Source organism: Pseudomonas sp. N-137 (assembly GCF_034555295.1).
Classification (GTDB): Bacteria; Pseudomonadota; Gammaproteobacteria; order Pseudomonadales; family Pseudomonadaceae; genus Aquipseudomonas; species Aquipseudomonas rhizophila.
In genome coordinates this window covers 257,921-272,884 of record NZ_JAXUDQ010000018.1, presented here as the reverse complement: position 1 = coordinate 272,884, position 14,964 = coordinate 257,921, and the positions used below count along the sequence as shown (strand labels likewise).

Below are 14,964 nucleotides of genomic sequence, written 5' to 3'. Positions count from 1 at the left end.
GGAATACAAGCATGAACAGACTCAAGCGTTTAATGGCTCCGACCGTGTGCGCCGCGCTGCTTTGCGGCGCTGTCCAGGCCGAAGAGCGCACCCTGCGTGTCTACAACTGGTTCGACTACATCACGCCCAAGGCCCTGGACGATTTCAAGGCGCAGAACAGCCAGGTCAAACTGGTCTACGACATCTTCGACACCAACGAAGCGCTGGAGGCCAAGCTGCTGACCGGCAATTCCGGCTACGACGTGGTGGTGCCGTCCAACGTGTTCCTGGCCAAGCAGATCGAGGCCGGGGTGTTCCAGCCCCTGGACCGCAGCAAACTGCCAAACTGGAACCACCTCGATCCCAAGCTGATGAAGCTGATCGAAGCCAACGACCCCGGCAACAAATTCGCCGTGCCCTACATGTACGGCACCATCCTGATCGGTTTCAATCCGGACAAAATCAAAGCTGCCCTGGGTGACAACGCGCCGGTGGACAGCTGGGACCTGATCTTCAAGGAAGAGAACATCAGCAAGCTCAAGCAGTGCGGCGTGGCGCTGCTCGACTCACCGTCGGAGATCCTGCCCCTGGCCTTGCAGCACCTGGGCCTGGACCCCAACAGCAAGCAACCGGCGGACTATGCCAAGGCCGAAGCGCTGCTGATGAAGATCCGCCCGCACATCACCTATTTCCACTCGTCCAAGTACATGGCCGACATCGCCAACGGCGATATCTGCGTGGCGGTCGGTTACTCCGGTAGCTTCTCCCAGGCGGCCAACCGCGCCAAGGATGCCAAGAACGGCGTGACCGTGGACATGCGCCTGCCCAAGGAAGGCGCGCCGATCTGGTTCGACATGCTCGCCATCCCTAAAGGGGCGAAAAATCCGGACGACGCCTACACCTTCATCAATTATTTGCTGCAACCGGAGGTAATCGCACCGGTCAGCGATTTCGTTGGCTATCCGAACCCCAACAAGGACGCCACCGAAATGGTCGACCCGGCGATCCGCAGCAACCCCAACCTGTATCCGACCGAGGCGGCGATGGCTACGCTCTACACCTTGCAACCGTTGCCCAGGGACGCCGAGCGCGCGCGGACGCGGGCCTGGACCCGGATTAAATCCGGCCAGTAAAGGCTCTGCGGCAAGGGGTTTATTCCCAACCGGGCATTGTCAGGCGGCCTATACATAGTTACCACCTTCCCTGTCTTGTACCTCCCTAGCATGGAATCCCCGAAGCATTCAGCGGCGGGGATTCCACCTATCGCAAGACAGGGAGCGTCAGATGACCAGAACCTCTACAACCACGAACACTACACCTGAAGCCAGCCTCAAGAATGCTGTGCTCAACCAGCTACTCGCAGGGCCTACCTCCCCGGAAGTTGCCGCCGTGCTTCTGCGCAGGGCCCTCAAGAAAATGTATCCGACACTGGACCTCGATCCGCTCAACACAGTCGTTGGCGAGCCTCGCTGGGACATTGTCGACGGCGAAATCCTGGAACTGCCCACCCGTTACGAAACCCTCAGCGATATGGTGGCCGAACGAGTAGGCGCGAGCGATTCGACCATGCTGATCGAAGGCGTGCACTTTTTGACTCAGCTACCGATCAGCACCCCGGAGGTGCATCTGCCGGTACGTATCGAACAGATCGGAGCCCTGATCAACGAACTGGAGCCCGTCATGTTGTCCGCCTGCCAGGAACAACAACTGGCGTACTGGAACGCGCCAGTGGGCACATCCGGACCACGCTGGCATGAGCTCTCCAGAACGCTGCGCAAGATCTGGGACGTCAAAGAGGTCAATGGCTGGACCGCGACTGAGTGCGACATGGCCAGGCAATTGTTCCTTTACCCCAACCCGGAGGACCGCAAGCAACATGATCGCTACGACACTCACGCGTACCTGATCGACATCGATGAAGTTGACGGGACCAAAGTGAGCCGCCTGAATGAAAACTCGTTGGTGGTACTGATCGGAACCATCGCCAGCAAAGAGGTCATCCTTACGTACTCGCTGCGCGACAGCTATAAAAAATTCGATTCACAGCAAGCGCTGGGGCAATTTCTCCCGACGCAACTGGACACCACGTTCCGCAAGAAAATCCAGTGGCGGCTGTATGAGCCCACCGGCAACATCTTCGATCAAAAGGCCTGCGGCCTGATCGCCATGCAGGTCAAGATCCTCGGTTCCCCCAGCTTTCTGAAAAAAATTGCATCCATCGAAGACGAACAGCCAGTGACCAGCGGGCTGGACGCAGAAAAAGGTCTTGGCGCGACGTGGTTCGATAAAAAGATCCCCGACTGGCTGCTGGCAGCGTCGATATCCGATCAGATTCTGTTCGCCCAGCACATGAAAAACCTTTCGGCGTTGAGCAGTTCCCATGCCGGCAAGACCTACCTGGACGATATTGCTCCTATCAAGGAGTTTGCCTTGAACGCCCTCAAGAAGCAGATGCAAGCGGACCATGCCGACGCTGCGACACTCGATCCGGAAAAAATCGAGATCCAGATTCGCAGCCTCGTGGCCTGGGGGTCTTTTATCGTGCCGGGCAAATTCGAGACCACCCGGTTCAATCTCGTTGAGCTGGCCTTGCAAAACCTGATTGCACTGCCCCTGGGCAACAAAACCGTCAGGTCCCTCACCGGCAAGGTGTTGCCCACCTGGATGACGACCGACTACATCGAAAGCCTCATCACCAAGATAGATATCGGTCGCGTCTATCCCGATCTGGTGAAGAGCAAACTGCTCGACGATCCGACCGAATCAGCCCGCCGCGAAGAGTTGTACACCTCCCAGTTGCGCATTCAACTGCCCATGCTGGCGCTGGAGGGAAAGATCCGAGGGCGTGGGAACATCGACGAACGGGGTTACCGTTATGTCGCCGCACTGATGGAGCCGGAGGAAGCCGATCGCAAGGTCGACGGACAACCCATCGTCTTGCGCAGGCTGGCCTTCATATCCCAACAGAAACTGATCCCCTCGGAAGACATCGTGACCAATATGTTCGTGATCGGTCCGAAGAATCCAGACGCCGGTCCCTGCCTGCTTTATCGACCGCTGCTTGAGCCGCAGTTGTGCCAGTACCCCTCCTCCAGCAACCTGTTGTATGCGATCAGGCAAATCCCTGAATTGCGCCAATCGGTCCTGGCCTGGCTGCCCGATGAGGTGCGCAGCAATTACAGCCGATACATTTTCTCGGGCCCGCTGCCCTCACCCTGGGTCATCGTTGAGTTTGCGACGGACCCTTTTACATCATGGCTCGATAGCGCCCCCGTCGGTTTGAGCGAAAAAACCCTGGGCCCCGATTTCCTGCCACTGTTGTTCAAGGCCAATGCCAATGCCCTGGTCGAGCTTGCAGACCGGCAATCGGTCTCCAACAGCGAAACCCGCTGGAGTACGTTCAAGCAGGCAGGCTGGCTGATTTTCAACCTGGCCCTGCCTTATCTGGGCGCTGCCGTGGGCACCGCCGTCTGGCTCTGGCAAATTCTGGATGACATTGAAACGCTGATGCAGGACAGCGAACACGCCAACGACCAGGCCACATGGGAGGCATTCGTCGACCTGCTGCTGAACCTGGCCATGGCGATCACCACCCACGCTATCGACCATGCCAGAGAAGGCACACGCAGTCGCAGGGCAGCGGCGCCGGAGGTGTTAGAGGAGCCGGTCAAGCTGGTTAAACCCAAGCTCATTATCGAAAAACTCGCGCCTTCCACCGCTAAGCAACCGCACCCCGAACACTATGAGTCCATCCATTCCAGCGGTGCCTTGACAGGCAAATCGGGAGAGGGTGCCAAGCTCCTTGAGAGTTTCAGTGTCGACGCGCCCGAAACACCAGGGCAGGCCCATACCGATGGCATGTCCAAAGGGCTCTATCAACGCCAGGGGCGGTGGTACGCCAAAGTGGGAGAAAAATGGTTCAACGTGCTGACGGTGGGCGATAAGGTCTGCGTCGTCGACGGGAAGAATCCCTCGCGCCTGGGCCCTCCCCTGAGGCTGGATGTACACGGCAATTGGCATATCGACATCCGTCTGCGCCTGCGCGGAACGGGCTCAAAAGGTGCGATGGAAAAAGTCATCGCCGACACTCACCGCCGCAGCGTTCAACTGCTGGCCGAACTGAACCGCTTCGAAGAAAAAAAACCGGAGCACCAGGCACTGCTGACAATGAATGCGCAAGAATTGAACAGCGCCTCGGGCTCCGCCAAGGAGACCAAGCGCAACGTTTACTTGAGCACCTTGAAAACCCAGCGCGAAAGCTATGAAGAAGCGCTGAACATACTGACGCAATGGCCCGTCTTCCAATCAAGACCCGACGCGCCTAAAGCCAGGCTTGGCTACCTGAACGCACAGATCAACTTCACGTTCGAAGAGATAGACGCGCTGAAAGAGCGGTTTACCCCTGCCCTGAGAACAGCCATGGACATGGCCACCACCGGCGTCGCGGTCGTGGAGCAGCAGCACGTCGATGCAGCCGAAAGCATGATCCGGGTCGGCGAGGATATGAACGAGCGCCTGGATTACATGGAGACCCGTTTTTCCAGGCTCAAGATACTGGGGCGTGAAGGTTTTGAGTTTATCCGGCAGCACCGTGGAAGAATGCCGACCTACAAGAGCGACGGTATTCGTCTTATCCAGTTGGACATGTATCGCCACCTCTGCCTGTCGCTCGACAGCATCAATACAGTGCCCGAAGGTTGGGCCGTCATTAACCAACTGGTTGATAGCGCCACGATCGCCTTCCAAAGCCTGCACGACGCCATCGAGGAACGCAGCGTGATCCGGCTGGATGAGCAAATCGATGCATTTGGCAGTCTCACGGAACAGTTCACCGCCCTTGAAGAACAACTCGAATACGTGGGCACTGAATACAAGGACAGCGCCCGGCCGGCCGAACTCAATCGGCTGAACAAGCAGATCGGCGGCCTGAAAAAACGGGCACTGCAACATTTGGCCCAGGCCCTGGATGAGAGAAGCAACCGGCGCAGCATGGGCAACCCTTACGAGCCACGCCCCAGGTTCAGGAAGAAGTTCATCAGGGCACGCTTTTGGGGCCTTGTCAGTGGTGAGCCTCGTTTAACGAAAATGCAGGAAGAAACCGATTGGGTCGATGTGAAGAACCCGGTCACGGACAAGATCATCGCCACCTTCCACCGCAAGGGAACCGGTGAGTGGGTGCCCCATGCACTCGCCGACACGCCGCAGATCGTCCCGCCACTGGCAACCAGCCTCGCAAAGGGCCAAGCCCTGATCGATGGGCTGGAGGCGTTCCAGGCGCAGGTCGAGGAGCACATGAATGCGCCAGGCCGATCGCCCACCGGTCTCGGAATGATCCTGAACGCCCATGCAAACAGGATGGAGAAAGTCGGCATTGCAATCAAAAAGGCAGTGGACAGTGCCTCGAACGAAACCGTTGAAGTGTCAGTAAAACAAAAGCGTACCGCCGAAGCCCTGCGCATGGCACTCAAGACGCAAGCGAAGGCCCTGTACGAGGAAGCCTTCGATGCCGTACTGAATGTCATCAAACATCGCCCTCCGACCATGGATGGCGTCATTTGGCTTAAAAGCCGCAACCGTATTTCCATCACCAAACTAAAGAACCGACAAAAAAACAAAGGCCCTCTTCGCGGCTATCTCGACCGGTATGAGATCAGGGACGTGAAGGAAAACAAAACGCTTTGGTTTGCCGATTTCCGTTACTCCACCGACTGGGTCCCCGCCCACGCCTACCTTTCCGGTCGCTTGAAAACACCGGAACAAGTCAACAAGGGAGCACGCGCCGACGCCACCCAGGATCTCACCCAGCGTCAATTGATCGATCTTTACCGCAGCGAAATTGCGGTGGATCAGGCCAGGGAAGTGTTCTTTCCAAAGCGGCCCTCATAACGGTCAGGATCTGAATCTGTGGGAGCGGGCTTGCTCGCGAAAGCGGTGGATCAGCCAGCCGCCATGTTGGATGCGCCCACGTCTTCGCGAGCAGGCTCGCTCCCACAGGGATTGTGCCAGGCGCTCAGCCTCCTGTTCTCCAGGCCTTGGCCAGGCTCGCCAGCGCGGTGCCAATCGCTGCTGGCGGGACGGCCGCGAACCCCAGCACCAGCCCGGCTCGCACTGGCGTCGTTGTGGTGGGCAACCAATAACCACTCAAGCCATTGATTTCGACACCGGCATGGGTCGCTCGGGCTATTAGCTCTTGCTCACGCTCGACGCTGTCCACCGGCACAGTGACGTGCAGGCCCGCCACCACCGTGGGCATGGCGCCAACGCCTGGAACCGCCTTCGGCCAGCCGGCCAGCAGCGCGTCACGCCGGGCCAGGGCGGCCCGGCGCATACGCCTGATGTGCCGTTGGAAATGCCCCGCGGCCATGAATTCGGCCATCACCGCCTGGGTACTGACTTCAGAGTGGCGTACATCCACCGCACGACGTCGGGCGAAGGCGTCTACCAGGCCGGGTGGCAACACGAGATAACCCAGGCGCAAGGCCGGGAACGCGACTTTGCCGAACGTCCCGACATAAAGAACCCGCCCCTGGCGATCCAGTGCAGCCAGAGGCGCCAGCGGCGCACCGCTGTAGCGATACTCGCCGTCATAGTCATCCTCGACGATCCAGCCATTATTGCGCTCGGCCCAGGTCAGCAGCTCCAAGCGCCGCGCAAGGCTCATGACGACCCCGGTCGGGTACTGATGGGACGGCGTGACATAAGCCAGCCGACAGTGGTTCAACGTACCCAGCGCCGCGCAATCCAGACCATCGCCATCCACGGGCACCCCTCTGACCTCGGCACCGGCGACCGAGAACGCATGCCCGGCAGCGCGATAGCCGGGGTTTTCCACAGCCACGACGTCACCCGGGTCCACCAGTAGCTGTGCACAAAGGCTAATGCCCTGCTGAGCTCCGCTGGTGATCACAATTTGTTCAGCTGTGCAGTGCAGGCCTCGGGAGCTGCGCAGATACGCTGCGATAAGACCGCGCAAGCGCGCATCACCTTGGGAATCGCCATAGCACAGTTGCTGCAGATCCGGCTTGCGCCAGAAAGCCGCGTTCAGCTTGGCCCAAACCTCGAAAGGAAACAGATCGAACGCCGGAACACCGACCCGAAATGCCCTTGGCGGACCCAGGGGTGGTTGGGGCAAATGGTGCTTTCCGACCCGTTCCAATGCACCGCTGTGGATAACTTTACTGGATGGACCCACAGGTAAATCCAGCCAATCTGTGGATAAACCAGTGGATAAGTCTGTTGAAAACCCTGTGGATACTTTTGTGGATATGTTTTTCAGCGGCAGGGCCGTCGACGACAGTTTTGCCACATAAGTGCCGTCACCGACCCGTCCTTCGATGAAACCCTCGGCGTAGAGCTGGTCATAGGCCCGCACCACGCTATTGCGGGAAATCGCCAAGGCCGCCGCCAGATCGCGACTGGCCGGCAGACGCGTACCGCTGGCCAACCGCCCGTCCAGCACCCGCATACGCAAAGCCTGGTAAAGCTGGCGACTGAGCCCCTGACGGCGGTCCAGCTCAATGCCGGCGGGGTTGAACGACAGTGGCGGCACGGCATTGTTCATGAGAGTCCTCGCAAATGGACCTATCGAATTGGTCATAAGTGGCTCTTACAACAGACCAATAGCCTGCCTAGGATGCTCGCATTCGCCAAGGAAAATCGTCATGTACAACCCACAAGCCTTTGTCGTCGAAGACCTGCCCCAACTGCATGCCATGATGGGTGATTGCCGCCTGGCTGTATTGATCACTCACGGTGAACACGGCTTGCAGGCCAGTCATTTGCCACTGTTGCTGGACCCGCAACAAGGCCCCAATGGCAGCCTCTACGGCCACATGGCCCGGGCCAATCCACAATGGCATGACCTGGAAGCCGGTGCCGAAGCATTGGTGGTTTTCGCCGGGGCCGACGCCTACGTCAGTCCCGGTTTCTATCCCAGCAAGGCCGAACACGGCAAAGTCGTGCCGACCTGGAACTATCTGGCCGTACACGCCTATGGCCGCGCAGAGGTGTTCAGCGATCCCCATCGCCTGCGTAACCTGGTGGGCGCCCTGACCGATCGTCACGAAGCCGGCCGCGCCCAGCCCTGGAAAATCGATGATGCACCGGCGCAGTACATCGACAGCATGCTCAAGGCCATCGTCGGTTTCACCCTGCCCATCCAGCGCCTGGAAGGCAAACGCAAACTCAGCCAGAACCGCAGCCCCGCGGACATCAGCGGGGTGCGCCAGGGTCTTGCCGCCAGCCTGGACCCGCAGGACCAGGCCCTCGCACACCTGATGCATGACCTATCGCCCAAGGAGTGAACATGAGCCAACCCCAGATCCGCCTCGTCAGCGCTGACGATCACGCCGCCTGGTTGCCGTTGTGGCAGGCCTACCTGCGTTTCTACAACACCGAACTGCCGCAGGCCGTGAGCCAAAGCACCTGGCAACGCCTGCTCGATGATCGCGAGCCGACCCACGGCGCCCTCGCCTGGAACGGCGACACGGCGGTAGGCCTGGTGCACTTCATTTATCACCGGTCGAACTGGAGCATCGAAAACTCCTGCTACCTGCAAGACCTGCTGGTGACAGAGCACAGCCGCGGCACCGGGGTCGGTCGCCAGCTCATCGAATTTGTCTACACCACCGCCAAGGCCGATGGTTGCTGCAAGGTGCATTGGCTGACCCACGAAACCAACGCGACGGCGATCCAGCTCTATGAGCGCATCGCCGAACGCCCGGGTTTCATTCAATTTCGCAAAGCCCTGTAAGGAGCGCAGCATGTCGATTTCCCTCGCCGATTGGAAAGGCGCTCCGGCGCCGTCTACGCAGTTGCTCGAAGGGCGCTTCATCCGCCTGGAAAAACTCGATCCGGCGCGTCACGCCGACGGCCTGTGGCAAGCCCTCGAAGGGCCCGGTGCCGACCCGAAACTCTGGGATTACTTGCCCTACGGCCCGTTCAAGGATCGCAGTGCGTTCGATGCGTGGCTGGCCAATCACGCCGCCAACGTCGACCCGTATTTCTTCAGCGTGATCGACCGCGCCAGTGGCGAGGTGCAGGGCATCCTCAGCCTGATGTCGATCGTGCCAGCACAAGGCCGCATCGAGATCGGCCATGTGACCTTCGGCGCGCCGATGCAGCGCTCGCCAAAAAGCACCGAGGCGGTTTATCTGTTGGCCAAGGAATCTTTCGCTCTGGGTTATCGGCGTCTGGAGTGGAAGTGCAACAACGCCAATGCCCGTTCCAAATACGCTGCCGAGCGGCTGGGCTTTACCTTTGAGGGGGTGTTCCGCCAGCACATGGTGGTCAAGGGCCAGAACCGCGACACCGCGTGGTACTCGATGCTGGATTCGGAATGGCCGGCGATCCGGGCAGGATTCGAGCGCTGGCTGAGTGAGGAGAATCAGAGCGCGGGTGGGCAGGTGCTTGGGTTGGTGGAGTGTCGCTCTTGAATTGTTTCGCCTGACAGTCAGCTATCGCGAGCAGGCTCGCTCCCACAGGAGCCCAGGGCGAATGCAGAATCTGTATTCGCCGCCAATCCCTTGTGGGAGCGAGCCTGCTCGCGATGGCTAGTGGGCAGTCGACACATTCGTCGCCTGCCCACCGTCAAATCACTCCAACCTCTTCACCTCACCAAACTGCTTGAGCGAGTCAGGGGTCACGCCCCGTCGTGCATACTGCCAGGCCCACTCCGGGATGCTCAGATGACTTTCCAGGTACACGGCAAAATCCAGACGGCTATGCCCCAAGCGGTTAGTTGGGAAGTTAAAGTTGTAGAGATAGAGCTGGGCCCGTCGTTGGCCGATGGCGAACAGGGTCTGGATGATTCGATTCGCACGGGCTTCTTCTGCCCCCAGGCTTTCTCTTAATGCCAATCCAAATTCCAGTCCAGTACGCAGCGACCCCGGTCGTCCAAGCGCCTGCCGAATAGTCGCATCGCTAAAATGCGGCCCAATCAGGTCAAGCCAGATCTGCATGGCGTAATCGGCTTGCAGACGCATAAGGTTCCCCACTAACCCCGGGGTATTTAACAAGATGGCCACCCAATTATTGGACGGCGACTCCCCTGGAGGGCTAAACAACTTCGCGACGGCAGGTACGTCTATGCTCTCAACGTTCTTCCGCGCCCCGCCCAGGAACTTCATGAACGCCATCAAATTAAGTCGATAAACGAGAATGTTTTGCAGGTTCTGATCATTGAACACCTGCATCCAGTCAAGGTCGATGCGTCCCGTACGCTCCAGTTCGGCATAACGGGCGTCTGCATACGCGGCAATGAGTTCAAAGCGCCTGTCGGACAGCGCCGGGTTACGGATCCACCTCGCGACGTCACTCACGGACAACATGCCACCGAGGTTGTGAGCGATAACGCGGGATCTCAGGATAATGTTGGCCCGCCGCAGCAGATCAGGGAAGCGCCCAAGGGCCGTTCTGAATAAATCAACGGTCCGCTCGACCATGTCGGCATACATGAACTGATCAAACAGCTCAGCATCGTCATCGACGAACTTGTCCCGAACGCGCATCAGCTGGTCTTTTACGTCATCCAAATCATTGCGATCCACGAGACGGGCACCGTCCAGCAGCCTTTCAAGCTCATCCGGGTCCAGATGATTATGCAGTGCCTCCTCATGCCTGACATAGGCCAGGCTATTGCGGGGATGATGACCGACCAACTGCCGGGCGGTGACCCCATACTCCAACATGATATGGGCCACGTCTTTGGAAACCAGCAGGTACTTGTCATCGAGCAACCGAAGAATGTTCTGATCATCGACAGGCGGCAGCAGAATGTCCTCGAACAGTTGCTTCATGGTGACTTTTTCCTGCGCGGAAAAAGGGCCGCTGGTGCCTGCCGTCAGGTTCGCCGGAGACCGGGGCGATAACATGCGGCCGACTTCCTGCAGGATCTCAGGGGGTAACTTAGTCCCTGGCGCCCCAGTAATTGCCATACGAACAGTTCTGTTTGCATGCAGGTCCAAGTAATCCAAGGTCGGTTGGAACAAGCGCTGCGGGTTGGGCGTTCCGTAGACGATCCGGGTGAGATCGAGCATCGCCGCATTGTCCAGAAGATTGACCAGCGATGGCGCATTTTCAAAGAGCGCTTGCTGCACTCTGGAGACTGGCGGCGCCACGTATTGACTCAACTCCGGATGTAGATCGACATGATCGGCTGCCGCATCACGCAGACCCTGCATCGTGAACGTCTCCTGGGCCTGCCCTTCATTCAACCCAGCCGCCAAGGCCTTGAATAGGCAATCACCATCGGCATCGATATCCACCACGCGCTCACCCAAGAGCAAACTGTAATGGTCATGACCGGTTCGTCTCAAAACGACATCTGTATCTGCTCTATCCGGATGCTCGGCCACCGGATAAATCGTTTCATGTTGCCCCGGGGTAAAACGCACCGACCAGGCACGTTGTGCGGATATTTCATCAATGATCAGCAAGCTGCGGTTTTGTGGCCAGATCGCCAGGCGCGTCATGATTGACGGCACCAGGTCTATGATCCGATTGTTCCAACTGCCGGGCGTGCGTATCGAATTGGAAACAGCGGAAACCGATAGGGCAGGCTTCTTTGACGGGCCCGGTTGGGCAGGCGTCTGCGCCGGCCGTTTGCCGCCGCCCCGGCCAAAGCCCACGGCACGCCACTGCCCATCGGACATGCGCGCCACGGTGCTGCGCATCACCCCACTGGAGCGGATGTCCAGCCCCGTCATCGGGTTGACCAGGGTGGCTTCGGTTGCATCCAGCTTCGTGTGGTCATGCACACGGAACACCGTCCCGTCGGGTTGTCGCACATACACGGGGCGAGCCGTCACACTGCCGGTGGCCACATTGTTGATCGTGGCACGATAAAAGCCTCGCGCGTCCGCGGTCAGCCCACGGATCACCGAGACATCCTTCACCGCATAAGGAGCATAGATCGCCATGTCCAATGGCAACCCGGACAGCGCTTCATCCTGACTCTGGCGCGCGGTCACCGCGCGGAAAAAAGATTGGCCCCGGGAGGGCACGGTGCCTCGGGCAAGACGCGATCCGCCATGGTTCGCTACCGCATGCACAAGCGCCAGAGTCTTCAGGTTCAGCGGAATAGCCCCGGTCCTGTACACCAGCAAGCCGGTCTTGACGGCGCTCTTGAGCATCTGGAAACCCGGCGCCAGGAACATACCGGCCAACTCCATGACAACCTCGATCGCCATCTGCCCGAACCTGCCATAGGTTTGATGACGGACATCGCGGTTACTGTTGGAACGCTGATCGGCATGGGCACTGTGAAAGTTGATGTGCGCCCGGTGGAGGGCTTCAAGAAGATCGCCGGTGATCAACGAACCGCGAATCAGCGGACGCCCCCCCTGTTGCCCCAGCGTGCGTTTTATCTCGGAAGGGTTACGCGTGGAGATGCGCGAACGGAAATACGCCTGCCAATCCTCCCGTGACAACAGCTCGGCAACGCCCTCGCTCAGATCGGCAAACTCGTGGAAGTCCTCGCCCTCGGGACTGTCGGGAAAATAAACCCCCACGGTGCCCTTGATATCCGGCCCTTCCTGATCGGAAAACACCAGCGCACCATTGATGCTGACCGCATTGCCCATATGGGCGTGCCGGCCGCCGACAGCCATGCTTCCACCCAACACCAGACCGTACACGTGCACGCTGCGTCCCATGACGGGGGGGCGGGCCTCTGCCGACGGCGAGCGCAGGACAGCGTCCAGCCAGAGGGCGAGTTTCTTCGTTGATTTGGGTGGGTTGAAGGCCTTATCGACCACCATGGCCTTGAACACTGCGTCGCCCTTGAGCGAGGCCTCATAGCCTTTGAATTTCAGATTGGCCAGGTACGCTGTCTGCCAGGCCTTCTTGTAGGCCGGTTTATTCATTTGCTCCCTGAGCATGGCTTCATAACTGCCACCGGCATCGATGCTCGTCACCATCTTGGCCAGTTCGCGCCCGCTCAACGTGATGAAATAGCCGTTGGCCGGGTTGCGGATACGTTCGCCGTCTGGATCGATCAGGTAGGCGCTCAGTACCTCCCTCATTGCATTCGGGTGCTGAGACGGTCGCAGGTTATCCAATAGCAACTGGGTCAGGCTGCTGACACGGGACTGCCCCGGGTTGGCCCTCTTCCCATAGAAAAACGTAACCATGGACAGGTCCGGATCGGGGTCTATGTCCGCGTGCACGACCTTTTGCAGATATTGCCTGATCTTCTGGCGGGTGAACTGCAACAACGTCTGGATATCACTGGCTGCCGATTTATAGGCGGCTTCCAATACCAGCAGCTCCAGACCGCGGTAATGAGATTTTTCCGCAGAGGTCGCCGTTTTAAAGAAATCGGGGCGATTGTCTTCAACCAGGGTTTCCTGGCGCACAGCCAGTGGCCCGGCAAGGGACAGCATGGGCAGGTCCAGCGCATTTTCGACATTCAGGGCAAAGGCAGGCAAGGCGAGTGTTTCGTTTACAGGCGCATTCAGAAACGTTTCCAGCGCGGCACTTTGAAACCGCAGCAGGTCATCTGCGGCGATTTCAAAGGCGTGTCCAGACAATTCAGAGGCGATATCCCGAATCCTGCGTTTTTGTCCCTCATAGACAGGGCTGACCTTATTGACCAGATCTTTGAAGGAACGGAATTTCTGGATCCCTCCTTCCAGCGAGTACAAGAACAATGCGGCCTGATCGGCCCGCTTGATGGTCATTGCAGCGGGCCATTTGCGGGGCGCTGCGGCACCCATGTCGAGCATGACGGCATAAACATGGGGAATGGGCGCCCGCAACAGGCGGTTTCTGTCCGTCATGCGAGGATGGGTCGTGATGAGGTCCAGCAGGCGATCCTCATCGTTCTGCAGGTTGCGCTCACTCAGAGTCAATTGGAGGGCCGGATCCCGATCAGCCTTGTACAGATCGAACAAATACAAGAAGCGCCGGGACAGCAAAAAAGCAAGCGCCGCTTCAGCTGTGGATGGGCTTGGTGTATCGAGCCAGTCCGCTACGTACTTACCCGTGCGAAACGCAAGGAGGTCATCCTGAAACTGCCGCTTGAGACTTTCGTTGGTGGCCGGTTGAGCGACATAGAATGCCGACTCCATGATCGCTGCAGTTTTCCGATCCAATGGGCTGACAAATAGGCTGTCAGCCTCTTCCACCGTATCCGCACGACTGAAGAATCCCACGCCATCGACCGTGTAGGTGGGCCGTGTGTCCGTTGTCAGGCAGCTCAACATGACGTCGGTAAAACGCTGCGAGGAGATCAACGCACGCTTACCCATCGAGTCGACGCTAAAGTGGTTCACGTAGCAGTGATCCGGGTCCAGGTGCTCAAACGCCGAGGCACGGAATTTCCCTTGCGCAAGCTTTGCCTTGATTCTGCCGACCAGCAGACTCTTGAGTACCGTGTCGAACGTTGGAAGCGCGGCGAGCAACCGGGCCAGCTTCACCTGATTGGCATCCAGAAGCCCCAATTGCCGGAGCTGCTCTTTTTCACGGGCGCCGAGCAGATTGCCGTGAGCATCCACCTCGGTGATGAGGGGCTGTCCAGTGCCCTGATAACCGGGCTCGATGCCGGCTCGCAATTGCTGCAGGACGTCTTGCGAGAGTGCTTTACCGTTGGCCCGCAGTGACGAAAAGTCCAGGGACATCTGACTTCGGTGGGGATAAACCCAGCCCTCTCGCGGGGACAAGGCGGAGGAGGAAGCCCGGCTTTGATGGGCTCTCAGAAAGCCTTGTGTCACGGCGTCCCGCAACGCCACCGCGGCGGTTTTGCGTTCAGCGGCCGAATCGACAGTCTCGACCTCCAGATAAGTGACCTGAACCTGCACCTCGCCGGTGAGGCCCCATTGGGCTAACCATTGATCGGCAAATGTATGAGGTTGAAATCGGCTCCCGTTGGGTAACAGGCTGATGGGTTTCAAGCGCGCGAAAGAAGGCACGCCACGTTCATTTTCAGAGAAAACAGTCATTTCAGTGTCCGGTTGTGATCAGGGCTGGGACCCTATCGCGCCGTTC

General features: G+C 58.8%; 7 protein-coding genes. 5 read left to right on the top strand and 2 right to left on the bottom strand.

The genetic code is table 11. The features are described 5' to 3' along the window. The first annotated feature begins 11 nt into the window (after positions 1 to 11). Both T3A99_RS16115 and T3A99_RS16110 read left to right on the top strand, forming a co-directional pair. A complete protein-coding gene (locus T3A99_RS16115) occupies positions 12 to 1,112 on the top strand; it encodes a polyamine ABC transporter substrate-binding protein (RefSeq protein ID WP_274090655.1) in 1,101 nt (366 codons plus the stop codon). 829 nt (positions 1,113 to 1,941) lie between these two features. Further along, the gene (locus T3A99_RS16110) at positions 1,942 to 5,865 is read left to right on the top strand and encodes a dermonecrotic toxin domain-containing protein (protein ID WP_322834570.1); all 3,924 of its coding nucleotides are present in this window, start codon (positions 1,942 to 1,944) and stop codon (positions 5,863 to 5,865) included. A 124-nt stretch (positions 5,866 to 5,989) separates the two neighbouring features. Here T3A99_RS16110 and T3A99_RS16105 read toward each other — a convergent pair whose 3' ends face one another. Continuing rightward, positions 5,990 to 7,540 (bottom strand): PLP-dependent aminotransferase family protein, encoded by a 1,551-nt coding sequence (locus T3A99_RS16105; RefSeq protein ID WP_322834564.1) that lies wholly within the window; start codon positions 7,538 to 7,540, stop codon positions 5,990 to 5,992. Between the two features lie 100 nt (positions 7,541 to 7,640). On the opposite strand from T3A99_RS16105, the gene T3A99_RS16100 reads away from it, so the two are divergent. Genes T3A99_RS16100 through T3A99_RS16090 form a run of 3 tightly spaced genes read left to right on the top strand, consistent with a single transcriptional unit; the run spans position 7,641 to position 9,413 of the window. After that, the gene (locus tag T3A99_RS16100) at positions 7,641 to 8,282 is read left to right on the top strand and encodes an FMN-binding negative transcriptional regulator (RefSeq protein ID WP_322834563.1); all 642 of its coding nucleotides are present in this window, start codon (positions 7,641 to 7,643) and stop codon (positions 8,280 to 8,282) included. A gap of 2 nt (positions 8,283 to 8,284) precedes the next feature. Then, on the top strand, positions 8,285 to 8,731 hold the full coding sequence (locus T3A99_RS16095) for a GNAT family N-acetyltransferase (protein WP_160891406.1): 447 nt from the start codon (positions 8,285 to 8,287) through the stop codon (positions 8,729 to 8,731). A gap of 10 nt (positions 8,732 to 8,741) precedes the next feature. Then, positions 8,742 to 9,413, top strand: a complete 672-nt coding sequence (locus T3A99_RS16090) for a GNAT family protein (protein ID WP_322834562.1) — start codon at positions 8,742 to 8,744, stop codon at positions 9,411 to 9,413. Between the two features lie 159 nt (positions 9,414 to 9,572). Here T3A99_RS16090 and T3A99_RS16085 read toward each other — a convergent pair whose 3' ends face one another. After that, entirely contained in the window at positions 9,573 to 14,918 is a 5,346-nt protein-coding gene (locus T3A99_RS16085) for a dermonecrotic toxin domain-containing protein (RefSeq protein WP_322834561.1), read from the bottom strand. Positions 14,919 to 14,964 lie beyond the last annotated feature (46 nt).

Bases quoted from the DNA above. Each gene is read 5' to 3' on its own strand.
- T3A99_RS16085 (WP_322834561.1), bottom strand. From the start codon at position 14,918: ATGACTGTTTTCTCTGAAAATGAACGTGGCGTGCCTTCTTTCGCGCGC.
- T3A99_RS16100 (WP_322834563.1), top strand. From the start codon at position 7,641: ATGTACAACCCACAAGCCTTTGTCGTCGAAGACCTGCCCCAACTGCAT.
- T3A99_RS16105 (WP_322834564.1), bottom strand. From the start codon at position 7,540: ATGAACAATGCCGTGCCGCCACTGTCGTTCAACCCCGCCGGCATTGAG.
- T3A99_RS16090 (WP_322834562.1), top strand. From the start codon at position 8,742: ATGTCGATTTCCCTCGCCGATTGGAAAGGCGCTCCGGCGCCGTCTACG.
- T3A99_RS16095 (WP_160891406.1), top strand. From the start codon at position 8,285: ATGAGCCAACCCCAGATCCGCCTCGTCAGCGCTGACGATCACGCCGCC.
- T3A99_RS16115 (WP_274090655.1), top strand. From the start codon at position 12: ATGAACAGACTCAAGCGTTTAATGGCTCCGACCGTGTGCGCCGCGCTG.